The sequence below is a fragment of the Adlercreutzia mucosicola DSM 19490 genome (genome assembly GCF_000422625.1).
Lineage (GTDB): Bacteria > Actinomycetota > Coriobacteriia > Coriobacteriales > Eggerthellaceae > Adlercreutzia > Adlercreutzia mucosicola.
Genome location: NZ_KE383895.1, coordinates 217,840 through 244,743, shown reverse-complemented (window position 1 = coordinate 244,743; position 26,904 = coordinate 217,840). Strand labels below are relative to the sequence as shown.

The following is a 26,904-nucleotide window of genomic DNA, read 5'->3' as shown; positions in this document are numbered from 1 at the left end:
ACGCTCATAACTCGCAATCTTCTACAAAAAGGTGAGGAGATCCCGCCCGAGAGGGCGCACGATCGCCGAGGTGTGCCTCGCAGGTCACGCGAGCACATCGGATTCCTCGAGCAAAAGCATTTATGCACGCCCGAAATCCGCGCGCCGCCCCAACCTGACGGGCGCACCCGCAATGACGCTCTCCTAAAATAGCGACATTTGGTCGGGGTTGGCGGGCCGTCTAGCAGGATCAGGCTCTTCTTCGGCGATCAGCGGAACGGGAAGGTGGCGCTGAAGAAGGACGGCGGCATCGGGGCGGCCATCGAGCCAGGCAAGGGCCTCGGACGCGGTGAGGGCCAGCGGCATGCGGGTGTGAACGGCACCCACCACAGCGTCGGGATCGCAGGTCACCAGGGCAAAGCGATCGCCGATGCGCAGACCCGCGAGCAGCAGGGCCTCGCTTCCACGGACACTGAACCGATACTGGGGTCGCCGGCCCGAGGGCGCTTCCACATTCCGCGTCTCATAGAACGCTCGCACGGGCACGATGCAGCGAGCATCCTCCATGGCCGTGCGCCACATACCCGAGCCTGACAGCGCCGACTCGATGCGCGCATTGAACACGAGGCCCTTCTGCCAAGGTACCTCGATGCCCCATACCAGGTCAATCCGCGCCAGTTCGCCGGGGGACGCCATCGGCGCTGGAGCGACGGGGGCCATCGCCTGGGCCGCCTGAGTCGCCTGAGCCGTTGCGGCAGATCCTTCGGTCACAATCACCGAACTCTCCGCCCCCGGATAGCAGTCGATGGCCTCGAAGGGCACGGCACCCGGGCGCGCAAACGATGGCGGGGCCACCCCGTCCGCCGCCGTGCCGGCAGCGAGAGCGCGGCGCACCGCCCGCAGCCAATCCACCACCCGGTCAGCCTCTTCCCCGTTCAACAAAGTAAACCGATGACACACGCCGCTCTCCCTTCCGTTGCCTGGGCCGCGCATAACATGAATAAGTATAGGCGACCTCCCCGACTGAAGGGGTGGCTACAAGTTAGTGGCACGATGGCGACAAGTTGGCAGGAGGGGCACGCGAGCAGGGCGCGACGGTACCATGGCACGAGAACCCACGCGCACCAAAATGCCCCAGCGGAAGGAGCCCCGATGGCCACCGAGCCCCTTGCCACGCGCCCCGATACCAATCCCGCCAGCACAGATCCCGCCTCCGCTGCGAGCGCCGAAGCCACCACCGCTTCCGCCGCGGCCACAGCAATCAACGCCCCTACCGGCCCTTGCAAAGCCGCGCCGGGCCCAAGCGCTGGGCCCTCTCACGACTCGCCGTTGCGCGGACTGACCAGTGCAGAGGCGCAGGCGCGCGTGGCCGAGGGGCTTTCCAACGCCGACGCGGGCGTGAAGACGCGCTCGATCGGGCGCATCGTGCGCGAGAACCTCTGCACGCTGTTCAACTTCGTGAACGTGGTGCTAGCCGTGCTGGTCGCTCTTACCGGCTCCTACAAGAACATGTTGTTCATGCTGGTCATCGTCATCAATGCGATTATCGGCATCGTCCAGGAGATTCGCTCGAAGCGCATGACCGACCGTCTGGCCATCGTTGTGGCGTCGAAGGCCAGCGTGCTGCGCGACGGCACATTCCGTACCATGACCCTGGCCGATATCGTGCGCGACGATATCATCCGCCTCGGGCGCGGCGACCAAGTGCCCGCCGACTGCCGCGTGGTGGAAGGCGGCTGCAAGGCCGACGAGAGCCTGCTGACCGGCGAAGGCAAGCTAGTGCCCAAGGCCATCGGCGACGAGCTGCTCAGCGGGTCGTTCATCAGCGCCGGGTCGGTGCTGGCCCAGGTGGTGCGTGTGGGCGCGGAAAGCTACGCTGCCCGCATAACTGCCGAAGCCAAGCAGCACAAGGCCGTAAATTCCGAGATCATGACCAGCGTCAACGGCATCATCAAATATGTGAGCATCGTCATCTTTCCCCTGGGAGCCCTGCTGTTCGCACGCCAATTCCTCGGCCAGCATATCCCCTGGGACGCGGCCACGCTGTCCACGGTGTCGGCCCTGGTGGGCATGATCCCCGAGGGGCTCATCCTGCTCACATCCACCGTGCTGGCCGTGGCTGTCATCCGCCTGTCACGCCGCCAGGTGCTCGTACAGCAGCTGTACTGCATCGAGACCCTCGCCCGTGTCGATGTGCTCTGCTTGGACAAAACGGGCACGATCACCACGGGTAAGATGGAAGTGGCGAAGGTAGCGGTGGTGGAAGACCTCGCGAACGGGGAAGGGCCGCACATTACGGGCGAAGGTGCCGAGCAAGGGAAGGCTGCCGGAAGCAGCACCACGAGCAGCAGCGCCACGCCCGACGCCGCGCCTACCGCCGCGCCCGGCTCCGACCCAGCCGCCCACCTCTCCCGCGTCCTCGCCTCCCTGGCCGCTTCCGACCGCGATCCCAACGACACCGCCCAGGCCATCCAAGCCTACTTCGCCGATACCACCGATCTGCTGGCCCCCGCCCGCGTGATCCCCTTCTCGTCCGAGGCCAAGTTCTCCGGCGCCGTCTTCCAAGACGGACGCGCCTACGTCATGGGCGCGGCCCAGTTCGTGCTGGCCGGCGCGCCTAGCATCCTGGAGCGCATCCGCCCTCAGCTGGAGGCCCTCACCGCCGACAACCGCGTGCTGCTCGTCGCTGAAGTGGGCGGCTTCGCTGCCGACGGAGCCGTCGAGGGCACGCCCGCGCCCCTCGGCTTTGTGTGCATCCGCGACCAGATTCGCCCCACAGCCGCCCAAACCATCGGCTACTTCATCGAGCAGGGCGTCACCCTGAAGGTCATCTCCGGCGACGATCCGCGCACCGTGGCGGGCATTGCCGGCAAGGTGGGCATTCCCCACGCCGACCAGTACGTCGACGCCACCACGCTTGCCACCGACGAGGCCATTGCCGAGGCCATCGGCCGCTACAGCGTGTTCGGCCGCGTGCGCCCCGAGCAGAAGAAGGCCTTCGTGCAGGCGCTGCAGCAGCAGGGCCATACCGTCGCCATGACCGGGGACGGTGTGAACGACGTGCTGGCCCTGAAGGCCTCTGATTGCAGCGTGGCCATGGCCGCCGGTTCGGACGCGGCTCGCAATGTGGCCCAATTGGTGCTGGTGGACAACGACTTCGCCAGCATGCCCCACGTGGTGGCCGAGGGGCGCCGCTCTATCAACAACTTGCAGCGCTCGGCATCACTGTTCCTGGTAAAGACCCTGCTGTCTACCGGCGCCGCCACGCTGTTCGTCTTCCTGCCCTGGCAATATCCCTTCGAACCCATCCAGATGACCCTCGTCTCGGCGTTCACCATCGGCCTGCCCTCCTTCGTGCTGGCCCTTGAGCCCAATCACGATCTGGTGCGCGGCCATTTCTTGCGCAACTGCATCACGCGGTCGATTCCCGGCGCCATCTGCGGCCTGGCGAGCATCGTCGCCCTGTGTGCCATCGGCTACGGTGCCATCGGCCTTGCCTACGACCAGGTGTCCACCCTCTGCGTGCTCACGGTGACCTTCATCGGCGTGCTACTGATCCTGCGCCTCTGCATCCCCTTCAATCCCCTGCGTATCGCCCTGCTCGTGGTGGCGGTCGCCGGCACCGCCCTCGGCGTCGTCCTGTTCCCCCACCTCTTCGACATCGCCCCCTTCACCGGGCCCATGACGATGCTGTTCATCCCCACCCTCGCCATCGACGCCGTCGCCTTCCAGCTGCTCTACCGCGCCCTCGTTCCGCAGGTGGCAGGAATGGCGGCGAACACCCCCACGGTACGCTGAATGCGGCAGAACCGCCCCACCGGGCCGGGACGGTTCTGCTACCATGGGGCGCATACGATCAAGGAGGTTCTTATGGCGAATGGCGTCTTGTTCCTGGAATACCCGAAGTGCTCTACCTGCCAGAAGGCGAAGCGATGGCTGGATGCGCAGGGCGTGACTTACACCGACCGCGACATTGTGGAGGACAATCCCACGGCCGACGAGCTGCGCGTTTGGCACGAGATGAGTGGGCTGCCCCTCAAGCGCTTCTTCAACACCAGCGGCATGCTCTATCGCGAGATGGAGCTGTCAAAAAAACTGCCTACCTTGTCCGAGGAGGAGCAATACGCCCTGCTCGCCACCAACGGCATGCTCGTGAAGCGCCCGCTGCTGGTAACCGCCGCCACCGCCATCCCCGGCTTCAAGGAAGCCGCCTGGGAGGAGGTCCTGGGACGGTAGAGTCGTGCGAGGGGCGCCCCTCAGGCGGCGCGCCCCTCGCGAGCTCCCATCCGGTTCGGGCACAGCATCCGCTAGAATAGCGTCTACCAGCGGCTGTGGCTAGGAAATCGCCGGTGGCTCGGGAGGTGTCGGCGCTTCGGGAATGCCGCAGGTGTCGCTGGGCATCCCGGGGAAGCTCAGCAGGTCCACCACGGCCTGCCAGCTGGGATTCTCGAGGCCGGCCACGATGGAGCCGATGATTGCCATGCCCACCGCGAGGATGATGAACCCCACGGCGATGCAGGCCACCGCCACCAGGTGGACGTTCTTCCAGGTGAGCCAAGGGAGCTTCTCGCTAAGATTCATGGACGGTCTCCTTTCCGACGAAGGCGGCCGCGCCCTCTTCTTTCACCTTCACAAAGGGCGCCTTGGCCTTCGCGATCCACTGGCGCGACACTTGCATGAGCGTCTTGCTGGCGGCCACGGCCCCGTGCAAGCAGAACAGCCCCAGACCGAAGCAGAGAAGGCCCGACCCCAGCTCGAACACACCATAGGCTGGCTGACCCACAGCCAGCGCCCATAGGCACACGCCGATGCCGAGCGGACCGCCCGCCAGCAATCCCGCTGCCAACAGCCACAGCCCCAGGATGAGACACCAGATGGTCAGCAGGCCCGCCAGCACCAGCATACCGGCGGCGAGCAGCAGCGTGAGCCACAGCGGAGATCCCAAAATGACGAGCGTCCAGTACAGCGCACGGTTCCTCTGCTTAGTGCGCACCACGGTCCGCGGCACCACAGGCAAATCGGCGATGATGGCCCGTGCGGCGGCCTTCGGATCGTCCAGCTGGGCCGTGGCCTCTTCCTCGATGAGGCCGTCGGCGACGCGATCGTCGATCATCTCGGTGTAGAAGGCCACCGACTCCTCGATTTCACCCTCGGGCAGACAGGCGAGGGCCGCCCGCAACTGGGCAAGGTATTCCTGCTTGTTCATGATGCAGCTCCTTCAGTTCGGAGGTCTTTCGTCGGCGACGCGGTAGCCGGGACAACTGGGACGGTCGCCGGCGCGGTAGTCATGGCGGCCTCGGCGGCCGCGATGGGCGCGGGCGGCGCAGATGCGGCACCTAGGGCGGTCGCGGCGGGCGCAGCGGCAGCTACGGGCACAACGTCTGCGGGCGCGACCGTCACAGGTGCACCGCCGACCGCGGCCTCACGCACGAAGCGGTAGATGGCCTCCACCTCGTTCCATTCCTCCACAAAGGCCTCCACGCGAGCGCGGCCCTCGGTCGTGATGCGATAGTACTTGCGTAGCCGCCCATTGTGCTCGGCGGAGCGCACAGCAATGCAGCGCGCGCCCTCCAACCGCTTGAGCAGCGGGTACAACGTCGATTCTGTAAGACCGAGCGACGGCGGCACGTCTTTGATGATCTGGTAACCGTAGGATTCCCCGCGGCTCAGCACCGCGAGCACGCAGGCCTCCAGAAACCCACGCTTCATTTGAGCGTCCATCATACCTCCTTTCGCATGATACTATGTGTTGCATAGTATAAGAGTCGCACAACTTCGTCAAGAGGCTGTCCCTTAAATTTGCTGAAGAAGGAAGGAGGCCCGACTAACGCGAAGCCTGCGCGACAGCCTGGCGCAAGGTCGCCCGCCCTCTGCACTGCCCACGGGCCCCTCGGTTTCGCGCCTCCCGCGTCATCGCACTAGCGCGACATTGCAGCGCACGGCCAACCAGGGGAAGGAAGTCGAGCTTTCAATCCTGGTGACAGAAAGGGCCTTTTCGATGCACGTTTTTGGACTTATATAGCATGTCGTCCCTCGCTCATCGATCTAATCCACCCTCGGTGACTTCATCTCTCTATTTTGACCAGGCGTAATGCGAAGCGCGCGATTGCCCCATTCATCATTCGCCCATCGCCGAGTGCCACGTTAGCTATATAAGTCCAAAAATATGCACCAGAAGAACCCTTTCTGTCACGGCAACTCGCCAGCCTGTCCCGCTCGTTGCCTTCGCCATTGTGGAATAATGGGGAGACCGCGACACTGAGGAGCATCCATGATTTCTTTTGAGAACGACTATTCCACCGGCGCGCATCCGCGGATTTTGGAGGCGCTGGCGGCAACGAACTTCGAACCAGCTTCGGGATATGGGACGGACCGGTTCTGCGCGAGCGCTGCAGAGCGCATTCGCGCGGCTTGCGACGACCCCGTGGCCGACGTGTTCTTCCTGGTGGGAGGCACACAGACCAACGCCGTGGTGATCTCGTCGCTGCTCGCCGGCTACGAAGGCGTGATCGCAGCCGACACCGGGCATATCGCGGTGCACGAGGCGGGCGCCATCGAGGCGACGGGGCACAAGGTGATCGCCCTGCCCGAGCACGACGGCAAGCTGCGGGCCGCCGACGTGGCCGCCTACCTGGGCACCTTCTACGCCGACGAGACCCATGAGCACATGGTGCTCCCCGGCATGGTGTTCATCGCGCACCCCTCCGAGCTGGGCACCCTGTACTCGCTGGCCGAGTTGGAAGAGCTCTCGGCTCTGTGCCGTCGCTACGAGATCCCGCTGTACCTAGACGGCGCGCGCCTCGCCTACGGCCTGGCTGCCCGCGACACCGACGTCACCTTGGCCGACATCGCGCGCCTTACCGACGCCTTCTACATCGGCGGCACCAAGTGCGGCGCCCTGTGCGGCGAGGCGGTGGTGTTTCCCCGCGGTGGCATGCCCAAGCACTTCCTCACCCACGTGAAGCAGCATGGGGCACTGTTGGCGAAGGGGCGCCTGCTCGGCGTGCAGTTCGACGCGCTCTTCACCGACGGTCTCTACGACGAAGTGGGCCGCGCCGCCATCGACGCCGCCGCCGAGCTGCGCCGCATCCTGAGCGAGGCCGGCTGCACCTTCTTCCGCGAAAGCCCCACCAACCAGCAGTTCATTGTGCTGGAGAACACCCAGATGGCGGCTCTGGCCGAGCACATCCGCTTCAGCTTCTGGGAGCGGGTCGACGACACCCACACTGCCATCCGCCTCGTCACCAGCTGGTCCACCACCGCCGACGACTTGGCAGCCCTGGAGCAAGCTCTGGCCGAGGTGCTGTAGGGAATCGTCCGGCCCGTCGGGCTCGACCGTCCAAATCGGACGCACGCAACACCGGGCACGAGAACGGCCCGGCAACGCACTGCCGGGCCGTTAAGAGGAGGGGGATGCCAGGGAGGGAGGGCATCCCCGCGAAATAAGCAGCCAGAGCTGAGGGGCGGCGCGGTCTACGCCGCTGCGTCCTCGTCCGCCTCCAAGCGCTGGCAGAGCGCCAGCGCCTCGGCGTACTCGCGCTGATAGGCCGCCACCTGGGCGGCCAACGCCTCCAGGGCATCGGCGGACAGCAGCGCCTCCTGGACTTCTTCCAGCGTCGCAAAATCACTCGCGGCCAGGGCCTGGCGGACAGCTCGCTCGGCATTCTGCGCCGGGCCCACGCGCAGGCCGCGCTGGGTACCCGCCGCCATCAGCATCAGGCGCAGATCGCCCAAGCGATCAGAATCTGCTCCATCGGCCTCGGCGACAGCCACGGCGGCCTGAGCTTGCGCCACTCGCGCCTCGGCCTCGCGCAGCTCGGCCGCCCGGTAGCCCGCAACCCGGTGCAAGTCGTCCACTTCAGCGGCCGATCGTGCCCGCGACAGCTGCGCACCGCGCTCTTCCCACAAGGGAAGCTGCTCGTACAGCACCGATAAGCGCGCGAAGGCTTCTTCGGCCGCTGCCTTCGCGGAAAGCCCCTCGGCTCCGACAGCGCCGCCTTCCATCGACACCGCCGCCGACGCTCCTTCCGCAGCAGCAACCGCGCCAACCCCGGCGCGCGACCCCGCCGGGGGCGCCGCAACTGCCGCAGCAGCCCCCACCCGAGTCGCCACTAGATCTCCTGGTAGACGCCGGCCAGCTGCTCGCCGAGGCACTTGCCCTGCACGAGGCAGCGACCGTGGCTGTTGCCCTGGATGTTGATGGGGTAGTCCACCGCGTAGATGTCGCCCGCGCAGTTGCCGATGGCGTACAGGCCCGGGATGGGCTCGTCGTCGGCGTTCAGCACCTCGAAGTTATCCGAGATGTGGATGCCACCGGTCACCGCGAGCAGGCCCGGCGCCACCATACAGGCCGTGAAGGGGCCCTCTTCAATGGGGAACAGGAAGTGCTTCTCCTTGTAGAAGTCGGTGTCCTCGCCGGCCTTGCACAGGGCGTTGTAGCGCTCCACCGTGGCCTTCAGTTCGGCAGGATCCACCTCGATCATCTCAGCCAGCTCCTCCAGGGTGTCGGCACGCTTGTAGTAGTCCGGCACCTCGGCCAGGCCGTTCTCCACGGTCTTGGTGTGGCCGTCCACCGCCGCCTGGTAGTCGGAGCCGTAGGGGCGGAAGGTGTCCCAGAACATGCCGCCGCCATGCTCCAGAGACCCCAGCAGATCGGTCTGCCAGCGAGCATCAAAGATGGACCAGGCATGGTCGGCACCGCCGTTGTACATCACGCCCAGGCACTTGCCCTGCACCCAGGTGGCCTCGTTCATGAAGCGCTTGCCGTCGGGATTCACGAACAGGAAGGGGCCGTGGAAGGTGGCCGCCGCCTGCGGGTGCATCATGGTCGGCCAGGGGCCCTCCTGGAAGGCGCCACCGGCCCAGGCGGCCATGTTATGACCATCGCCCACATTGCCCTGGTCGGAGCATAGGCGCGTGAACACGCGGGTGGCCACGGGCGCGAACTCGTTGATGTACTCGTCGTTGTAGCTGATATCACCGGTAGCCAGCACGACGCCCTTGCTCGCGTTGTACTGCACATAGCTGCCGTCCTTGCTCTGGCAGATAGCGCCCGTGACGCGTCCCGACTCGTCCTGCACCAGCTGCACGGCCGGCATCTCGTACACGAACTCGGCGCCGGCCTTCAAAGCCTCGGCCTCAAACATATACTCAACGAAGTCGGCCATGGTGTGCTCTTCGAAGATGGGGCCGCCGGACATGAAGTGATAGCAGGCGATCTCAGGATGCACGGTGGAATTGGAGCCCACCGTGACCATGCACTGGGCGCCGTTGGTCTCGGCCATGTCCAAGAACCAGTTCATGCAGCGCTCAGACTCGCGGAACCACTTGCCCACCAACGACTCGCGGCAGCGATTGCCGCAGGTAGACACCCAGCGCTCCATCTCCAGCGACTTGTCGAACTTCAGCCCTAGCTCGTCCAGAGCGCGCGACGCGATGGCGCCGGTGCCGCCCACGCCGTGGCCGTTCAGCACGGCGTCCTTCTCCACGAGCACGACCTTCGCGCCGTTCTCGGCCGCCGACAGCGCACAGCAGGTGCCCGAATAGCCGCCGCCGATAATGAGCACCTCGGTGTCCACGGTCTGGCTGATCTGGTCGGCCGCGATGGGCTCGGGCTTCACTTCCCAGGTGTGCTTGCCCGCGCCCTCGCCCGTCTCGGCCAGATCGTCGGAGCCCTTCGAGCCTTCGGCCTGCGGAGCGCAGCCCGCCATGCCCAGCGCAGCCACGCCGGCCGCGCTGAAGGCAGCACCCTTGAGCAGATTGCGTCGAGAAATACTTGCAGTCATAGTTCCCTCCATAGTCTCGATGACGAACGATCCCGATCACCTGCGATGCGGAATCGGGGGCCACTATGCCCGCTTTTGCACCGCTCCGTAAGCCACCAAATTGGGTATTTTCCACCGCTGTTCTCCCGCGCGGCAGGGGGTATATCACCTCTTTAAGGGGGACATATTTTGGGTTGTTTTTAGAAATGGCCAGTTCAGAGCCGCCAATCCGCGGAGAACTTCTTAGAACGACAGGCAACTGCCCCACCGCGCGGCTGCTACAATGCTCGCTGGGAGGAAGGTGACCATGGAACGTGCGAGAAAGCTCTTAAAGGGGCTTCGAATTCATCATCTTGGGTTCGGTTTCTTTTGGACCGTCACCTTCGTGGTGCTCAGCGGTTTTCAGCCCAGCCGCGAACTGGGAGCCCTCTGGCAGGGCTACACCCTCGCCGAGCAAGTGCTGATGCCCGCAGCCGTTGGCGTTCTCGGCTTTCTCTGCGCCCGGCGCCGCTGCGAGTTGCCCCACTGGGCCGCTGGCGCCGCCTGCTTCCTCCTCAGCGGATCGGCGCTGCTCTACTTCCTCGTATTCCATCTGGGCGAGGGAGCGGCCTCCCTCGCTATCGTCGCGGGCCTGCTCATGGGCATCGCCTGCGCCCTGTTCTTCCTGTTGTGGGAACTGTTCTACGTGACCGAAGGCCAACAACGGGCGCTCATCTGCATTCCCCTGTCGGCGGCCATGTCGGTGGGGCTGTATCTGCTGGTTATGCTGCTGCCCCTGGCGATCATGGTGTTCGTCACCGTCACCATCCTGCCTTTTGTGGCGCTTATTTGCCTGCAGAAGAGCCTCGGCGAAATCGAAATGGACGCCGTGCCCGTGCTCGATCGCCCCGCTCTGCGCACGGCGATGGCCGATCTGTGGCGTCCCGTGCTGTGTGTGAGCATCCTCGCCTTCTCGCAGAAACTGATCGCGCGCGTGGGCGGCGCTGGCGAGGTTGACACGTTGGCCGCACTCGTAGGGTTCGCGGCGGCGGCGCTGCTCGTGGCGGCTCTGGAGCTGTTTCTGTCGAAAGGCTTCGACATTCTGCACATCTACCAGCTGCTCTTCCCCGCGCTGACCATCGGTTTTCTGCTGCCGTCGCTGTTCGGCCAGCAGTACACCACCCTGCTCGTAGCCTTCCTCATGTTCGGCTTCGAGGTGGTGAACCTGCTGCTCATCATCACCTGCGCGGTGTACACTATCCGCAACGGCCTGCCCTCGTCGCCCCTGTACGCCCTGTGCATCGGGCCGGTGCTGGCGGCGATGCTGGTGGGCAGCGAAGTCGGTGCGCTGCTGGGGCCGGTGCTATCGGGCGATCTGGCCCACTGGGCCAGTATCATTCTGTTCTGCATCGTGCTGCTGTCGGTAGCTTTAGTGCTGGTCGCGCGGGGAAAGGGGAAGGCGCCGGCATCGATGACCGACGCCGAGCTGGTCTCGCCCGCCGAAGCTGCGAGCGATAACTGCGCAGCCGCGCCGGCCAGCGGCTCCGCGCCCGAGGAAGCGCAGCCACGCTTGGCCGAACGCCGCCAAGTAGTGCAGGCCTATCTGGAAGAGCGGGGGCTTTCTCCGCGCGAAACCGAGGTGGCCGAGCTGTTGATGAAGGGGCACAGCGTGTCGGCCATCGCCGGTAAGCTGTTCATCTCGGAAAACACCACGCGCGGCCACGCCAAGAGCATTTACAAGAAGCTCGCCGTGCACAGCCGCCAGGAGCTCGTCGACCTCGGCGACCAACTCCTGGGATAGGAGCGGAAACTCGCCTGTCATTTTTCTTCGTTTGAACAGGCAAAAGTACACCATGATCGTGTTTTTCGAGCCAAAAGAAGGAAGGCGGGGCTGGTCAATCGTGTCTCCTCGACAATAACCGAAGCTCGCCCCTCCTCGCGCAGAAACGGCCCGGCAGCGAACTGTCGGGCCGTTGAGGGGGCGGTTGGCGAGAACTGTCGGGGCCCGCCGCCGGCTGATGGACAGTCTCCAGCCTCGGGCCCGCCGCCGGCTGATGGCCGGCCGCCGGACGACTTCCGACCACCCCGGGCACGCCTCGTGGCTCGCGGCCTACCCGAGGTTGATCTCGCGATGGAGCACTTTCGTCAGCACCAGATAGTAGATGATTCCGATGATGATGAAGACAACGCCCACTGTGAGGGCCACCTCGCCGACCGAGAGCATGATGGCGAAGCACACAAGCGCGCCCAGAGCCGGAAAGATCAAGTGCATGAACAGGGCCTTTGCACCTTTGCGCTGCTTCAGCTGGAACCAGCAGAACACGATGACGCCCACGTTCAGCATGGTGTAGGTGGAAAGAGCGCCGAAGTTTGAGATCTTCGCCACCGTGTTCATGTTGATGCCGCTGAAATGGAAGATTAGCGTCAGCACCACGGACAGGGCGATAATAAAGAACACGGCGTTGAGCGGGGAATTCGTGCGCCTGTTCATCTTCGCCATGAACTTCGGCAGACAGCCGCCCTTGGCCATGGTGAACATGACGAAGGCGATGGAATTCTGCTGGGCGATGGCAGTGAACACGCCCTGGGCCAAGGCCACGCCCACGGCGCACAGGATCATGAGCCACGGACCGGCAGCCATCTTGGCCACCACATAGAAGGCATTGTCGGTGTCGCCGGCAAAGCCCGCGCCGGTCGGGTCGACGCAGGTAGCGATGAAGCACTGGGCCACGTACAGCACGCACAGCACAATGGCCATCACCATCATGGCCCGCGACGGGCCGTGCTGGGGATCCTTGGCCTCTTGGGTCAGCGTGGCAATGGCTCCGAAGCCCACGTAGGACATCACGGCCAAAGACACGGCCGACATGGTGCCGCCCAGCTCGAACTTATCGGGGTCGAACACGTTGGCCGGCGAGAAGCTGACCGTCTCGGGATGCTGCACCACGAATGCGACGCCGAAGCCCACGAACAGGGCCAGAATGACCAGCTGAGCCACAAGCGCCACCTTGTTCACCACCATGGCCGTCTTCATGCCGATGACCGACACCACGCCCACGATTACGAGGAAGGCAAAGCACAGGGCCAGGATGGGAATGCTCGGCACCATGGAATGAATGGCGATAGCGGCGATGAGGTACACCAGCGCCGGACTGACCAGGTACTGCAGCAGCATGAGCCAGCCGGCGATGAAGCCCATGGCCTTGCCGAACACGTGGCTCACATAGGTGAAGATGGATCCCGACGACGGGAAGTGCCGGATCATGATGCCGAAGGAGAACACCGAGAACAGCACGGCCACAAAACCGATGAGGAAGGCCAGAGTGGGCATACCGCCGGAATCGGCGAACACGCCGCCGTAGATGGCCATGGGGGAAATGGGCACCATGCAGATAAGGCCCCAGACCACCATGTCCTTTACCGTGAGAGTCTGCTTGAAGGGGTCGCCGTTCTTCTGCTTCGTGGCCACGGTCGGCTTCGTCACCTTCTCGCCGTTGTTCTCAGGCATCGAGAGACGGGCGGCCTTGCCCGGATCCGCCGCCCTGACCGATGCTGCGCCGCCTACGGCGGCCGCGACCGATGCGGAGGCCTTCGGGGGGGCGCCCGCAGTCGTCTTTGCGTTGTTGCTCATGGAGAACACCTCTATCCTGGGCGGGCCGCGCCCCGCGCCCGAGGCGCGGCCCGTTTCGTTGCTGGCTACTTATGGTCGGACGCCTTCGGGGCCGCGCCGGCAGCGCCGGTCGCAGCGTCAGCGCCCTCGGCACCCGTCGCAGCCGCACTCGCCGCGCCCTCGGCACCGGCTGTGGGATGGCCCACCTCGCGTCGGGCCTGGTCGGCGGCCGCCTTGGCCTCCTTCACCTCGCGGCGGGCAGATGCCAGGTCGCTATCGGCCTCTACCTGCTGCTCTAAGGCCTCGGCCTCCACCTCGTAGGCATGGGCCTTCTCTTGGGAGGCCTTCGCCGCCGCACGGGCAGCCTGCTCGGCCTCGGTGGCCCGCTTGGCGTCGGTCACCGGGTCGCGGGGCACCGACTGGGCGGCCACCTCATCGGCGGGGGCGGCGGGCACCGCGGCGTCCAGCCGCACCGGCTCGGTTCCCTCTACCGGCGTCGGCACTGCGGGGGCCTTCTTCAGCCCCACGGTGGCGGCCGTGCCAATACCGGCCTTCTTCGAAATCACCGTCGGCTGGCTCATGGGGATGGCGCCCAGTGCGCCAATGGACGTGCCGCTGGTCTTCACCGGATGGTTCATGGCCGCAGGATCGTCGCCGGCCTCAATGGCCGGAGAGGACGGATGGTGCTTGCCGTGCACGTACTCGTCGGGCAGCACGATCTGCTCGTTGGGGTTCCACAGCTTCTTAATGGGCATGCCCATGGGGTTCTGGCCCTCGCTCATCAGCTCGGACGGCACGTTGGACAGCACCTTCTGGGGCTTCTTCAAGCCCTCGAGCTGCCAGGTGAACGGGGCGAACACGTTGTTCTCGTCCACCCAGTTATGGCGCTTGGAGGCCTGGTACACGCCGAAGCAGATGGCAAAGGTGACAACGATGATGGCCACGATAACCACCACATAGGTCACCGGGCTGCCCACCTCCTCGGCCACCTGGGCCGGCGGGATGATGGCCAGCACGATGCCGAACAAGCAGGCCAGAAGGCCAAGACCGGCCACGAGCCACGCGCCCACGTTGCCACCGGGCACCTTGAACAGGCGCGGGCGGTTCGGTTGGTCGCGACGCAGCTTCAAGAACGAGACGAACATGAGCACGTAGTACAGCATGTAGAGGATGGTGATGGCCTGGGTGATGAGCACGACGAAGCCCTCGATGTTCGGAATGAGGAAGCACAAAAACGCAATGAGGGTCATGAACGTCATCTGCAGGTACATCAGCCGGCTCGGCATGCCATGCTTGTTGGAGTTCTGCAGCACCTTCGGCAGGAAGCCGGAACGGCCAGCCTGGCCGAGCATGAACGAGGGACCGGCCATGTTGGTGACGAGCGACGCCATGGAGGCACCGAGGCCGACCCACACGAAGGCCACGTAAATCCACGGGCAGTTGAAGGTGGCGCCGAGAATCTTGTAGGTCTGGAACAGGCCGTAGACCAGGTTCATGTCGGACTTCGGCGTGACGATGGCAATGCACACCGTGCCGGCGATGAAGATGATCAGCGTCAGGATCATGGCGATGAAGATGGACAGGGGGAATTCCTTCTGGGGCTTCTTCAGCTGCTTGATGTGGGCGGCGTTCATGTCGATGCCCGCAAAGCTGAAGAACACGCCGGCGGCCAGGGCCAGGTTGGTGAGGCTGAAACCGTCGCCGAAGGGATTGAACGCTTCGGGCGTGGGGGTCACATTGGACACGTTGCCCTGGGCCAGCCACACCACCGTGAAGATGACGATGAATGCCAGCGGGATGAACGTGCCGATGATGACGCCGTACTTGGTCAGGCGGGCGAAGGCCTTCACGCCCTTGGTGGCCAGGAAAGTCAGACCCCAATAGTAGGCCAGCCATGCCAGAATGATGAAGAACTGGTTCTCCGGATGGTTCATGAACTGCACGGCCCAGTCCCAATCGGGTGTGTAGAAGCCGATGGTGGCCGATGCGGATGCAACGCCCATGCCGAAGTTGATAGAGGTCTGGAACCAGAGGATCAACAGGCAGGTGAATGCCAGACCGGGGCCTAAGGCCTCGCCGACCCAGCGGAAGATGCCGCCGCGCTGGCCCCAGCCGGAGGCCAGCTCTGCGGCCACCAAGCCGGTGGGCAGGAAGAAGACGAGAGCGCCGATGATAAAGAGCGTGACGGAGGACAGCCCGTAATAAGCCTGCTGGACGTCATTGGCAACGCTGCCGATGATGGTCACGTTCATCATGACCAGTGCCATGAGGCTGATATAGGCTCCACTGCTGGCCTTCGCTGCGCCCTTCGCCGGTGCCTTCGCCGGGTGAGATGCGGTTTGGGAGCTCATTGTTACCCCTCACGATAAGGTCCGGCGGAACGGTCGCGTCCCGATCCGCCGGACAGCGGATAGTGTGTGCGGGCTTGGGTGCCCGCGAAGCCGACTGCGCGATGGGCGCGCGGCCAGCGGGTGTCCTTAGGCAGACACCGGGTTGAAGGTGTTCCAGAACGGCCAGATGATCGGGTCGGAATCCAGGGCCTTCTGCAGCGCAGGGCTCAGGCGGTCCTTGCGGATAGCCACCTCGTAGACGAAGTTGTCGAACCATTCGTCGCTGCACACGAAGTAACCGTTGTTGCCGGTCTTCTTGCCGCCGTTCTCGGTGCCCCAGCTGTTCTCGATCTTCCACTTGGTGGGCTTGCCGTCCTTGATGTCCACGCCGGCGATGGTCATGGCGTGGGTGGGAAGGCTCTCATGGGTGGCGAAGCGCTCGGCCTTGTCCATGGTGAACTTCACGCCGAACAGCGACTCCAGATCGAACAGGTTGAAGTCCATGACGCCGGCCTCGCGATCGCAGTGCTGCAGCACGTCGGAGCCGAACCAGACGGGCTCGCCGTCCTTGAGCGACTCGATGACGTAGCCCTTCAGCTCGTCCATGGGCACGTTCAGGTACAGGTTGCGGCGCTCGGGAATCTGGTCGGAGTCCTGCACGGCATACAGGCGGCCGTAGGGGTTCGCCTCGCCCGGCACGTTGATGATGCCTACATAATCGTCCAGGTCAATGGGCACGTACTTCTTCAGGAACTCCAACGGGGTAAGGCCCAAGTCGGCGTGGTAGGTACCCTTGGCGTCGTTGTAGGTGAAGTCGAACTTCTCCGGGGGCTCGCCGAAGCAGACAGCCAGGATGCGGTACACCTCGGTGAGCATCTCCTCTTGAACCGCCTTGGTGTCCTTGCCCTCCTGGGCCAGGGTGCGCAGCCTCAGGCCATCCTGACGCAGCAGGTGCGAGAGCACGGTGTTCAGCTCGGCGGTATCATTGGTGCAGTGGGTCTCGCTCATGGCGGAATGGGGCATCACGCCGTACTTCTTCACGAGGGCGCACACCATGTCCCAGTCGCCGCCGTCGGCCATGGGAGCGCTGAACAGCCAGTCCACCTCGCGGTCGTCGAGGGCCTTGTCGGCGGTGGCCGCCGCATGCTCCATGAACCAGGCCGCGCGCTCCAGCTTGCTGAAGAACGCCAGGTAGGCCTGGGAGAGCTCGAAGGTGCCGCGGGGCAGGTCAAGCTCCTTCTCGATGTGGAAGCGCAGCACGTTCAGGCAGGCGAACATCCAGCAGCGGCCGGACATCTTCTGGTTGGCCACGGCCTGGTCGTCCACGTCGATGGAGAACGCGAAGTTCTTGGGGCTCATGGACTCGAGCACCTCCACGCTCTCGGCCGACGCCAAAATGCCGTTCTTGGTGACGGCGCGCTGGGCCACATGCTGGGTTTCGGCCTTCTTGTAGGCCTGAGCCATCTTCGCAAGTTGTTCCTTTGAGATTTCCATAATCTATGCTCCTTTATCCTCGATAGGCTGATGCGGTATATGGAAAGGACGCGAGCGCCGTGGAGAGGCGCAGCATCCGGGTTCCCGGTTTCCTAGTCGAACAGGGTCCAGGGCTGGGTGGGGCGATCCTGCAGGTAGCCATCCATCCACTTCCACAGCGGATGCTGGTCCATGAAGTCGCGCGCCACGAACTCCACCCCGTCGGCTCGGCCGTAGCGGCCCCACATCTTCATATGCTTCACGTCGTCGGGACCGGCGGCCTTGGCGTCGCAGGAGCCGGCCGGGTAGAACGGAATGTTCCACACGGCATCGGGATCGTCGGCGTAGTACTGCGGGTCCACGTCGTAGTGGGCGCAGATGCAGCGGCTCGACGGGCAGTTATAGCCGAGATACACGTCGTAGGTGTCGGCCAGCATCTTCTTCACGACCTCCAGATCGATCTTTCCGTAGTACGCATCGATCAGTTCCATCCAGCGCTGGCGGCGGGCACCGGTCTGCTGGCGCGGGTCGTTGAAGCCGTTGTCCTTGCACTCCAGGTTGCGGATGCGCGGGTCGAACACGGCGTTGCAGCCGAAGTAGGCGCCGTCGAAGGTGCGCTCCAAGCTCGTGAAGGCCAGGCCCTGCTCGAAGCGGGCGATCTCGCCGGTGTTGTGGTCGGCTATGAGCCAGGCGTTGGCGTAACCGCCGTTGTTCTGCCTGTTCAGCCGCTCAACGAACTGGTCGATGGTGGCCGAGAACTGCACGGCGTCGCGGATGCGCACCCACTCGGGCATACCGGCGTCGTCGTAGCGGTCGAAGCCGGCCAGGGTGGTCTCGGTGATGTTCAGGCCGGCGGCAGTCACATAGAAATCGGTCATGGAGGACAGCATGCACGGGGCCGAGGCCTGCATGATGAAGGCGTAGCCCTCGTCGGGCTCCACGCGCTTGCACACGTTGAAGTACTGGCCGCTCCAGAACTCGTCGAAGCTCTCGTGGCCCAGGTAGGGCTTGCCGTCCACGGTGGCCGAACCAGTGGCCACGATGGCGGAGCAGTGCTCCTTGCGGTGGGTCTTCATAAGCGGGCGGCTCATGACCTTCCCGGCGTTCTGGGGCCACCAGTAGCCGGTGATCTCCATCCAGTCGTTCCAGGCGATCATGTCGTCGGTGGTGGTGGGCACGCCGGCGGCCGTCAGGCCCTCGGCCATACCGCACAGCTCTTCCAGCCAGCGAGCGGGAATCATGTCCCGGTGCAGCTTCAGTGCCTGTTCGGCAAACCACTCGTAGGTCATGCCGAAGGACTCCAAGGTCATGAACTGGTAGACGCGCAGGGCGTCTTTGTACTCGTCAACGAGCAGGTAGCCCTCTTGGAAGCCGCACTCGTAGGGAGTGCCCTTCACCTTCAAGTGCTGCCAGCCGTTCACCTGTTGCAGCTGGGCGCGGTCGATAATCTTTTGCTGCTCGGCGGTAACCATTGCCTGCTCCTTTCCTGCGCGTCTCGCGGACGCAACGCTATCACGCTCTCGAATGGGGAAGTCGCCGGCGCGGGTGCGCGTGGCAGCGGCCAAGATGCGCCAGCCGCAGCGAGCCCTGTTCGAAACCGAAGATGGCGGTGGGCTTCCTCATGGGAAATGCTGCCCTCATGATGCGCTCGGCGCTGATCGATTAGGTTTCACCTGGGATTTCCGTTTCTGCGCCGTTACGGGTTAGTTTCCCCCTGCTTGCCTTGAGTTTCGCAAGCCCACGCCCCACTTCACAAATCGGTTTCGGGTTGGCAGGGCGGCCGCACGGCGGGGCGTTCCGTGGGATTATGACTTCGCATTTGCAAGCATCGGCGGCGAGCGGCGAGCCATCCCGCGAGCCCGAAAAGGAGGCACCCATGGACAAGTACATTTGCGATGTCTGCGGCTACATTTACGACCCCGCCGTAGGCGATCCGGACGGCGGCATCGAGCCCGGCACCGCGTTCGAGGACATCCCCGAGGACTGGGTCTGCCCCCTCTGCGGCGTCAGCAAGGCAGACTTCTCCCTCTACGAGGAATAGACCGCCGGCAGCGGGACGCTAGCTTCTGAGTATGGCGTCCCGCTGCAAGCCCCGTCGCGCAACTTCCGCGGCCTTTTTCGAGACAAATGCCCTTGAAAGTGGCGCTGAATTACGAAAAGTAGGCGCTACTTTGTCTGGGGTGCCTTCATACCTCTCTGTCGAGTAGCTATCACCAGGGAAAACAGCGTTTCCTGTAACGAACAGCGACCCCAGCTCGCAAAAGAAACGACGCCCTCGTCAACTTTTCGCGATCTAGCGCCATTTTCAGCACACTTTTTTCCCACGCCCGCTGATTGAGGAGATATGACGCGGGCGGCCGCAGTGCAGAACGGACCGAAAGCTTGGAATGCAGCTAATTTGACTTATATAGCATTTGAAGAGGATCAATTGCAGATTTTTGAACTTATATAGCATGAAAGTGTCCTTCTCGTTCATCCACAATGCTATATAAGTCGATTTTTCTGCAAAAGAGAGCGCTCGGCTGTCACGGGCGATGGACCAAATCGAAAATAGTGTCAGTCACGCCTTCGGAAGCCCTCAGGCGCCCTCCTTCTCGCTTCGATACTAGAACGCCCTTCGACGGGCGTTGCGCCACAGCCCATAACCCGCCGCAGTCCTAGGCGCACTGCGGCTTTCGGGCGTGGAGGACGGCGCTCGCGGGAACGGCCGCGGAAGTCGCAGCGCCGAGTTGAGAAGGGGCCGAAGAAGCCAAGCCCGCAACCGATTCCTCAGCTACGAGAAGCGGCTCCGAGGCCATGACGGCAGGGTCGGGAAAGCCAGCGGCGGTCAGCTGACAGATTACGGCGACGAGCTCGTCGGCCGTCGTCGTAACCACTTCCAAAACGAGAAGGCCCCCGGGCGCCAGCGCACGGAAGCACTCCCTCAGTGCTTGCGCGGGATCGGCGAAGTGGGCGAATCCGTTGTTGAGGTACACCACATCCTGGGAGCCGTCGGCAATGCCGGCAGCCGCCAAATCCTCGGGGTAGCCCTGGCGAAACTCCAAGTTGCTCGCGGTCAGCCCGCTGCGCGCCAAAGCCGCGGCAACCCCCTCCCGCGCCGCTTCTACAAACATGGGGCTCCAGTCCACGCCGACCACCAGGCCATCGGCACCTACGCGCTCGCTCAGCTTGTAGGCACCCTTGCCACGGCGGCAGCCCACATCCAGCACGTGCTTCCCCGTCCAGTCCACGCCGCCCAAGGCCATGGCGCAGCGGCTGGCAAAACCGCCCTCCCGAGGGAGGGCGGCGTAGTGGCGTTCGATGTACGCAGGCGCGGCCACGCTTAGCGATCCTTGTGGGAGCAAAGCAACAGGATGCCAGCCACCAGCGAGCAGAAGATCAGCGTGCACACGCCGAAGGCGACGGTATTGGCCTTGGTGCCCTTGTAGATGCCCCACGAGATGACGGACATGGGGATCATCCACGCGAGCGGAATGATGAGCCAGCAGGAACCCAGAAGCGACAGGATGCAGAAAATGAACGCCACCAGGCGCAGGGTACGATCGGTGTCGGTCATCGGGTACAGCGCCACCGGCTGAGCCGGGGCTACCGGTTGCGCGTATACCTGCTGATAGGATACCTGCGGCTGCTCGTAGCTGGCCTGATAGGGCTGCTGCGGCGGGGCCTGATACCCCTGGCACCCTTGGTATCCCTGGTATCCCTGGTATCCTTGGTACGACTGCTGGGCATAGGCCTGCTGGGAATAATCCTGCTGGGGCTGATAGGCTCCATAGGGCTGCTGGTCGGCGCTTCCCGCGGCGGCCTGAGCTGCGGCCACCTGCTCGGCGGCGCTCAGGTTGGGATCGGCCATCGGGGCCGTGGGGGCGCCGGCGGCCGTGGCGGTAAACTCGTCAGCAATGGAAGCGGCCGTCGCGCTGGCGCTCGAGGCCGCGGCGCCCGTCGCGCCGGCAACCGCGGCACCATCCGCCTGATAGGGCTTCGCCGAAGCGGCCTGCTGGTTGGGATTGAGTTGCGGTTCGGTCATAACAGATACCTCCTGTATCAAAATGGTCTGCGACCAGTATAGCCCCTTCCTCAGCCGATAACCTTACGCAACGCCTTTCATTGTCGTAAGAAAGCGAAGGCCCGCCAAAAGCGGGCCTTCGCAGGGGATAAGCGTTGCGGTGGCAGCGGGTACGCGGATGAGAAGGAAGAGTCTCCCAGGATCCGGGCAGGTTGCGGGCAGCCTGAAGCCCGTCCGCAACCTGCGAGGCCTCTTGGACTCTTAGCGGCGGGTAAGGCGCAGGATCTCTTCTCGGGACGACACGTCCAACTTGCGGTAGATGTTGTGAATGTGAGTACGAGCCGTGTTGGGAGAGATGAAGAGAACGCTGGCGATATAGGAGCCGTTATGCCCCTCGGCGAGGTACTCGAGAATCTCCCGCTCGCGAGCCGTGAGGCTGTGGGCCTCGGCAAGACGAGCGCAGCGAGCGGCCAGGGTATCGGAAGAGGAGGTATCTCCCGCGGCACCCGCGGCACCAACCCCCGATGCACCCTCCGCGTCGACCGCAACCACCGGAGACCCAACCTCCACAGCCCCGGGCGCCTCCCCCGCAGAGGCAACCGCAACCGAACGCCCGCCGCCGTCACTCTCCCCTCCTTCCGCAGCCAAAGGCGCCGCGGACTTTCTCCAAAAGTGCGATACCAGCACCAGTGCGAAGGCATAGAGCGTCGTAGTGATAGTGACCACGACCGAAACCATATCATTGGGCAGCGCGCCGCCGACCTGCTGGCCGATGAACGAGGCCCCGCAGAAAGCGCAGATGGCAACGGCAAACACCAGATCGGGCGAGAACTCTCCCGCATGGGCCACTGCGCACAGCGTTGCCAGGGTGAGCACGGCCGCCAGAGAATACAACCCATAGGTAAGCCAGTCGGACACCGCGACGCCCTGACCGACCGTGGCAGTGATATTCGCCGCCGCCAGCACCACTAGGGCCACCACGGGCAGGAACGTCTGCTGCAAGCCACCCGGCAGCAGAAACCGGCCGCGTTTCAGCAGCGCGTAGGCAACGATGCCCGTGCCCGATAGGGCCAGCGCTGCCAAGTAGAGGCTCTGACTCTCGTTGAAGGCCGTGCGCATCACCGCCATCACGAAGGCGAAGGAGACAAGCCCCAGGCTGGGCGTTCCCACCACCTCGAACAGCGACGCAATGCGCGAGCGCGCGTCGGGAGCATCGGCCTCGCCAGCCTCGTCAGCCGCATCGGCAGGCACAGCCGCGACTCGTCCGGCCACCGACGCCGAAGCCGCGCTGCCCTCATCCCCCTCCACGCCTCCACGCGAATCGTGCACAGCCAGGGGAATCACGGCGGCTAGAGTGGAGCCCACAAAGAACAGGGCGAGCATGCCCTCCAGAGGCAGCCAGCTGTAGAGGAAACAGAAAGCCGCCGACAGCACCGAGGCCAGACCGACAACCACCAAAGCCGGGCGCATGGTCAAACGACGCGCGCAAACGCGCCCCCATACCAGCACCATGCCGCAGTCGGCCACCGCAGCAGCCGTGCCCAGCAGGGGGTACACCTCAGGTGTGGTCACCTGAAAGTAGCAGGCGAAGCCGAATCCCAGCGAACAGCACAGGTAGGCGACCGCCGCCAGCGCGCCCAGCACCATGAAGGGCAGCGGGCGGCGCTTCCGCAAGCTGGCCATCGCGATGGCGGCCCCCAGCACCGTAGATGCCAGCAGCGTTGTCTCGGCGAACAGCGCCATGTAGCCGGCCGGGCCGAACGCCAGATCGAACAAGGGAAATCGCAGAAAGCTGATCACGGTACCCGAATAAATGAGCAGCGACGAGAACAGCCCCGCGAGGCCCACCACCAGAAGCCCCATGGCTCCAGCGGTCGATTGCCTATGGTTGTCCGCAGCCAGCGGCGTTGCCATCGCGCGCCCCTCTTTCCCTCAGCCGCGGTGCGCTTCTCACGCCGCCCGCGGACCTCCTCTCCCTGACTCGACGGCAGTCTCCAAAGAGAATTGACGTCCAGACCAGGCAGGGGCCATTATAGCAGCCCTTTCTGATCGCGTAGCCTCCGCACCATTCCCCACCTGGGAAAACGCTTTCGCTCATCGGGAAAATACGTAAAAGCGTTGAGACAAATCGCGCCGCTCACCACTCGAAAATCGACGCTTCGTCGGATGGCGACGGCCGATGCGGCCTGCCATGCTGGATACAGCGCCTCGGGCGAGAGCCGCGGGGTCGCCGATTCCGATAGTCAAAGTGATAAGGAGAGGGAATCATGGAACTGTCTCGTAGGAACTTTCTCGTAGGTGCCAGCGCCGCTGGCGTGATGGGTGTAATGGGCCTGGCCGGTTGCGCGCCGCAGGCGAAGTCCGAGCCCGCAGAGGCCACAGGCAACGGCGAGCTGAGCAGCACGGGTGCCGGAGCCGCGCGTCCCGACTTCTATATGTGCGACGAGGACTGGCTGGGCGCCGCTCCCGAGATCGCAGCCGATGCCATCACCGCCACGGAGAGCTTCGACGTCGTGGTGGTCGGCGGCGGGCACGCGGGCACCCAGGCGGCCCTGGCCGCGGCCCAGGCCGGCGCGAAGGTGGCCGTCATCGAGAAGCACAACGACGGCGAGATCGTCTACCGCGGCGATGACATCTGCTCCTACAACTCCCAGCTGCTGGAGAGCTGGGGCTTCGGACCCTATAATCTGGACGAGATCGTAAACGAGTACGTGCGCCGCGCCAACGGCCGCTGCAACACCGAGGTCATCCGTTCGTTCGTGTACAACTCCGGCGAGATGATGGACAACCTGGCCTCGCTCATCCCCGACACCTCCAACGTGTTCGACTACGCGGGCGGCGAGTGCATCGTGCAGATCGCCTACGACAAGCCCAGCGGCACCGACTACCCCGTGGAAATTTCCGGCTACAAGATGTGGGCCTCCACCGTGCAGACCGTAGGCACCCAGAACGCGAACCCCGTGGGCAAGGCGGGGCTGACCGGCATCTCGCGTCTGTCGGAGATCGAGACCTACTGCCGCGATGCTGCTGAAGAGCTCGGCGCCGTGTGGTTCTGCGGCCACGCTGCTGTGCGCTGCCTGTCCGATGACGCCGGCGTCGTGACCGGGGTTATCGCCGAGGACGCCGAGGGCAACTACGTGCAGTTCGACGCCGCCAAGGGCGTCATTCTGGCCACGGGCGACTTCGGTGCCAACAGCAACATGGTCTGGGAGCTGTGCACGGAATGTGCCGAGAACGCCATGCGCCACGGAGTGGACCGCGAGACGCTGACGGGCATGACCGATTGCGACGGCAGCGGCCACAAGATGGGCTGCTGGGCCGGCGGCGCCATCGAGAGCCATCCGCGCCCCGTGGCCGGCGACGCGCCCTCCATCTCGTTTGGCCCCTGGGGCTCCACGCCCTGCCTGTGGTTGAACTGCAAGGGCGAGCGCTTCATGAACGAGTCCTTCGCCGGCCTGGTGCTGGCCCAGTCCGTGCGCCAGCCTATCAATCTGGAAGGCGCTATGCAGGGCAACTTCGCCATCATGGACAAGAAGCACATGGACTACATCAAGGCGGGCGGCCTGGATCACGGCGCCCCCAACTGGGGATTCCCCGAGGGCATCGAGGAGTACCAGGCTCAGATGGACGCCGCCGACCCCGCGGCCGGCACCGTGACGGTGCGCGGCTTGGAAATCGCCAACCGAGGCATGGCCATGACCAACGACGTGTTCGTGGGCGCCACCGTGGAGGAAGCGCTGAAGAACGCGGGCCTGGAAGGCGAGGCGCTGGAGAACGCCAAGGCTGCCGTGGAGCGTTACAACGAGCTGTGCGCCACCGGAAAGGACACCGACTTCGGCAAGCCGGCCAACAACCTCATCCCCATCGACGAGGCGCCGTTCTACATTGCCGCCCAGGGCACGCCTCGTCTGTACGGCCCGGGTCTGAACACCTTGGCGGGCCTGTGCGTAAATGGCAACTACCAGGTGCTGACCGCTTCCAAGAACGACGTGATCCCCGGCCTGTACGCCGTGGGCAACACCATGGGGGAACGCTACGGCAACGCCTACAACTGCCCCTCGGCCGGCAATAACATGGGCAACGCCATGACCAGCGGCCGCGTCGCCGGCAAGCACGCCGCCGGGAACTAGGATCCAGACCGCCCTCCTCGGCTCGAGGCCAGTATCGCCCCTGAACCTCACCCTCCCCTTGCGCGCCCCGCATCCCTCCCGCGGGGCGCGTCCTTTTTCCTGTGCCGCACCGCTGCAAGAGAGCCCAGGTTTCGGAAGTTTTCCGATTGCTGATCGGAAAACTTCCGAAATTGAATTGATTTTCTTGGCGCATCGGCTCCAGAGGGCTTGGCCCTATTCAACCGGTGGGAAGAGCGCCTTGTCGTAGAGGAGCTGCCGCGGCGCTCGAAAACGCGCGAAGCCCGATCTTTGCGGATGGCCTTCTAGGACGGCCTTCTACCCCAACAGCGCCGTTACCTTTCCCAGCAGGGGCTCGAAGCTGACGCCGCGGGCCTCGAAGTCGGGCTGCTTGGCCGATACCACCATGGCATCAGCCGTGAAGTCGGCGGCGAAGGCCGTGGCCTCGGCCAGGTTGCGGCCGGCCATGACGGCGGCCAAAAGCGTGCTGGCGAACACGTCGCCGGTGCCGTGCAGCATGTAGGGCAGTTTCGCGTTGGTGGTCTCGGTGAAATCCACCGAGTCGCCCCACGCGTAGTTGTGGATAAGGCCATCGCCATGCTCGATGCCCTTCAGCACCACGTTCTTTGCGCCGCGCTCGCGCAGCTCCAACATCATGGCGCGCACGGTCTCCTCGTCCACATCGGCCCCTTCCCATTCGCGACCCAGGATGAGCGCCGCCTCGGTCAGGTTCGGCGTGAGCACGTCGGCGCCATTGGCCAGCTCGCACATGGCGGCCACCAGTTCGGGCGTGTAGGTGGGGTACACCTTGCCGTGATCGGCCATGACCGGATCCACCACGCGCAGGGCGTTCGGGTAGGTCTCCCACACCTGGTGGATGATGTCCACCTGCTCGGGCGCGCCGAGAAAGCCCGAGTACACCGCGTCCAGATCCACACCGATGCCGGCCCAGGCAGCCAGATAGTCGCTCAAAATATCGGTGGTGTCGTGCATGTACCACCCGGGAAATGCCGTGTGGCTGGAGAACAGGCCCGTGGGCACCGGGCACACATCGCAGCCCGCGGCCGACAGCACGGGAATAGCCACGCCAAGCGAGCACTTTCCGTAGCCGCACAGGTCGTGGATAGCCGCCACCCGGGGAATATACGCCTCGCGGCGCTCGTACAAATTCGTTGACTGCGGCTCGTTGGTCATGGAAACGCTCCTTCCGTTGAATGGTCGCCGCCGATTCTACCCTTTGGCACGGCCCCAGCTCCTTAGGTTTTTCCGAATGCCAGCGAGTTGTTTGCAGACGCCACTTGAAAGAGCGCCAGAACACATAGCAAAAAGCCGCACCGCCGTCATCGCGCAATTTGCACGGAAAGGTGCCTAAAGGTGTACACTGCATTTCAGCGATTCTTACAGAAAGGTAGTCCTATGGCAAACTCCAATGTCACCATCCGCATCGACGACGAGCTGAAAAAGCAAGCTGACGAAATGTTCGACGAACTGGGCATGAGCTTCACCACCGCCGTCAATGTGTTCGTGAAGCAGGCCCTGCGCGAAGGGGCCCTCCCCTTCGAAGTGACCCTGCACCCCCGCGGCCGCACCGCCTATGACTACGCCACCGAGGACCTGCCCGCCAAGTAGCCCGGCAGCG

At 64.3% G+C, this 26,904-nt stretch carries 21 protein-coding genes; 7 read left to right on the top strand and 14 right to left on the bottom strand.

From position 1 onward, the window contains the following. Positions 1–183 precede the first annotated feature (183 nt). Positions 184–939: an SOS response-associated peptidase family protein gene (locus tag G503_RS15790; protein WP_084636613.1), complete on the bottom strand. Its 756-nt coding sequence runs from the start codon at positions 937–939 to the stop codon at positions 184–186. A gap of 192 nt (positions 940–1,131) precedes the next feature. On the opposite strand from G503_RS15790, the gene G503_RS15170 reads away from it, so the two are divergent. Further along, entirely contained in the window at positions 1,132–3,777 is a 2,646-nt protein-coding gene (locus G503_RS15170; protein ID WP_084636612.1) for an HAD-IC family P-type ATPase, read from the top strand. A gap of 72 nt (positions 3,778–3,849) precedes the next feature. Next, positions 3,850–4,215 carry an arsenate reductase family protein gene (locus G503_RS0112080; protein WP_035023079.1) on the top strand — a complete coding sequence of 122 codons (366 nt, stop codon included), beginning with the start codon at positions 3,850–3,852 and terminating at the stop codon, positions 4,213–4,215. 99 nt (positions 4,216–4,314) lie between these two features. Here G503_RS0112080 and G503_RS0112075 read toward each other — a convergent pair whose 3' ends face one another. The 3 genes from G503_RS0112075 to G503_RS16600 are packed head-to-tail and all read right to left on the bottom strand — an operon-like array spanning position 4,315 to position 5,703. Further along, positions 4,315–4,560, bottom strand: a complete 246-nt coding sequence (locus G503_RS0112075; protein ID WP_028027762.1) for a hypothetical protein — start codon at positions 4,558–4,560, stop codon at positions 4,315–4,317. Then, a complete protein-coding gene (locus tag G503_RS0112070; RefSeq protein ID WP_028027761.1) occupies positions 4,550–5,185 on the bottom strand; it encodes a DUF1700 domain-containing protein in 636 nt (211 codons plus the stop codon). Before G503_RS0112070 ends, G503_RS0112075 begins: the two co-directional genes overlap by 11 nt. Then, on the bottom strand, positions 5,182–5,703 hold the full coding sequence (locus G503_RS16600) for a PadR family transcriptional regulator (protein ID WP_235715565.1): 522 nt from the start codon (positions 5,701–5,703) through the stop codon (positions 5,182–5,184). Before G503_RS16600 ends, G503_RS0112070 begins: the two co-directional genes overlap by 4 nt. A gap of 547 nt (positions 5,704–6,250) precedes the next feature. On the opposite strand from G503_RS16600, the gene G503_RS0112060 reads away from it, so the two are divergent. Further along, positions 6,251–7,288, top strand: coding sequence for a threonine aldolase family protein (locus G503_RS0112060; protein WP_028027760.1), 1,038 nt, complete (start codon positions 6,251–6,253; stop codon positions 7,286–7,288). A 164-nt stretch (positions 7,289–7,452) separates the two neighbouring features. Here the strand turns inward: G503_RS0112060 and G503_RS0112055 are convergent, their stop codons facing one another. Together G503_RS0112055 and G503_RS0112050 are read right to left on the bottom strand one after the other, a co-directional pair. Then, a complete protein-coding gene (locus G503_RS0112055) occupies positions 7,453–8,091 on the bottom strand; it encodes a hypothetical protein (RefSeq protein ID WP_156892015.1) in 639 nt (212 codons plus the stop codon). Further along, the gene (locus G503_RS0112050; protein ID WP_202095491.1) at positions 8,091–9,764 is read right to left on the bottom strand and encodes an FAD-dependent oxidoreductase; all 1,674 of its coding nucleotides are present in this window, start codon (positions 9,762–9,764) and stop codon (positions 8,091–8,093) included. Before G503_RS0112050 ends, G503_RS0112055 begins: the two co-directional genes overlap by 1 nt. Before the next feature lie 286 nt (positions 9,765–10,050). Between G503_RS0112050 and G503_RS0112045 the strand changes: the two genes are divergently transcribed. Continuing rightward, positions 10,051–11,523, top strand: coding sequence for a helix-turn-helix transcriptional regulator (locus G503_RS0112045; RefSeq protein ID WP_028027757.1), 1,473 nt, complete (start codon positions 10,051–10,053; stop codon positions 11,521–11,523). Positions 11,524–11,832: 309 nt separating this feature from the next. On the opposite strand, the gene G503_RS15150 is transcribed toward G503_RS0112045, so the two are convergent. The 4 genes from G503_RS15150 to G503_RS0112025 form a co-directional block, all read right to left on the bottom strand. Continuing rightward, the gene (locus tag G503_RS15150) at positions 11,833–13,353 is read right to left on the bottom strand and encodes an APC family permease (protein WP_051191245.1); all 1,521 of its coding nucleotides are present in this window, start codon (positions 13,351–13,353) and stop codon (positions 11,833–11,835) included. 65 nt (positions 13,354–13,418) lie between these two features. Next, the gene (locus G503_RS15145) at positions 13,419–15,683 is read right to left on the bottom strand and encodes an APC family permease (protein WP_084636608.1); all 2,265 of its coding nucleotides are present in this window, start codon (positions 15,681–15,683) and stop codon (positions 13,419–13,421) included. Positions 15,684–15,809: 126 nt separating this feature from the next. Continuing rightward, the gene (locus G503_RS0112030) at positions 15,810–17,156 is read right to left on the bottom strand and encodes a C1 family peptidase (RefSeq protein ID WP_028027756.1); all 1,347 of its coding nucleotides are present in this window, start codon (positions 17,154–17,156) and stop codon (positions 15,810–15,812) included. 92 nt (positions 17,157–17,248) lie between these two features. Beyond that, on the bottom strand, positions 17,249–18,607 hold the full coding sequence (locus tag G503_RS0112025; protein ID WP_028027755.1) for a C45 family autoproteolytic acyltransferase/hydolase: 1,359 nt from the start codon (positions 18,605–18,607) through the stop codon (positions 17,249–17,251). 404 nt (positions 18,608–19,011) lie between these two features. Here G503_RS0112025 and rd point away from each other — a divergent pair, with 404 nt between their 5' ends. After that, the gene (gene rd, locus G503_RS16110; protein WP_084636606.1) at positions 19,012–19,176 is read left to right on the top strand and encodes a rubredoxin; all 165 of its coding nucleotides are present in this window, start codon (positions 19,012–19,014) and stop codon (positions 19,174–19,176) included. Positions 19,177–19,792: 616 nt separating this feature from the next. Here rd and G503_RS15140 read toward each other — a convergent pair. From G503_RS15140 to G503_RS16815, 3 genes are all read right to left on the bottom strand, one after another. After that, positions 19,793–20,455 carry a class I SAM-dependent methyltransferase gene (locus G503_RS15140; protein ID WP_051191243.1) on the bottom strand — a complete coding sequence of 221 codons (663 nt, stop codon included), beginning with the start codon at positions 20,453–20,455 and terminating at the stop codon, positions 19,793–19,795. Between the two features lie 2 nt (positions 20,456–20,457). Then, the gene (locus G503_RS15785) at positions 20,458–21,159 is read right to left on the bottom strand and encodes a hypothetical protein (RefSeq protein ID WP_051191240.1); all 702 of its coding nucleotides are present in this window, start codon (positions 21,157–21,159) and stop codon (positions 20,458–20,460) included. 240 nt (positions 21,160–21,399) lie between these two features. Next, positions 21,400–23,052, bottom strand: a complete 1,653-nt coding sequence (locus G503_RS16815; protein WP_051191238.1) for a helix-turn-helix domain-containing protein — start codon at positions 23,050–23,052, stop codon at positions 21,400–21,402. Positions 23,053–23,405: 353 nt separating this feature from the next. Between G503_RS16815 and G503_RS0112000 the strand changes: the two genes are divergently transcribed. Next, on the top strand, positions 23,406–25,268 hold the full coding sequence (locus G503_RS0112000; RefSeq protein WP_028027753.1) for an FAD-binding protein: 1,863 nt from the start codon (positions 23,406–23,408) through the stop codon (positions 25,266–25,268). A 315-nt stretch (positions 25,269–25,583) separates the two neighbouring features. Here G503_RS0112000 and G503_RS0111995 read toward each other — a convergent pair whose 3' ends face one another. After that, on the bottom strand, positions 25,584–26,459 hold the full coding sequence (locus G503_RS0111995) for a pyridoxamine kinase (RefSeq protein WP_028027752.1): 876 nt from the start codon (positions 26,457–26,459) through the stop codon (positions 25,584–25,586). A 222-nt stretch (positions 26,460–26,681) separates the two neighbouring features. Here G503_RS0111995 and G503_RS15130 point away from each other — a divergent pair, with 222 nt between their 5' ends. Further along, on the top strand, positions 26,682–26,894 hold the full coding sequence (locus tag G503_RS15130) for a type II toxin-antitoxin system RelB/DinJ family antitoxin (RefSeq protein WP_051191235.1): 213 nt from the start codon (positions 26,682–26,684) through the stop codon (positions 26,892–26,894). The last annotated feature ends 10 nt before the right edge of the window (positions 26,895–26,904 follow it).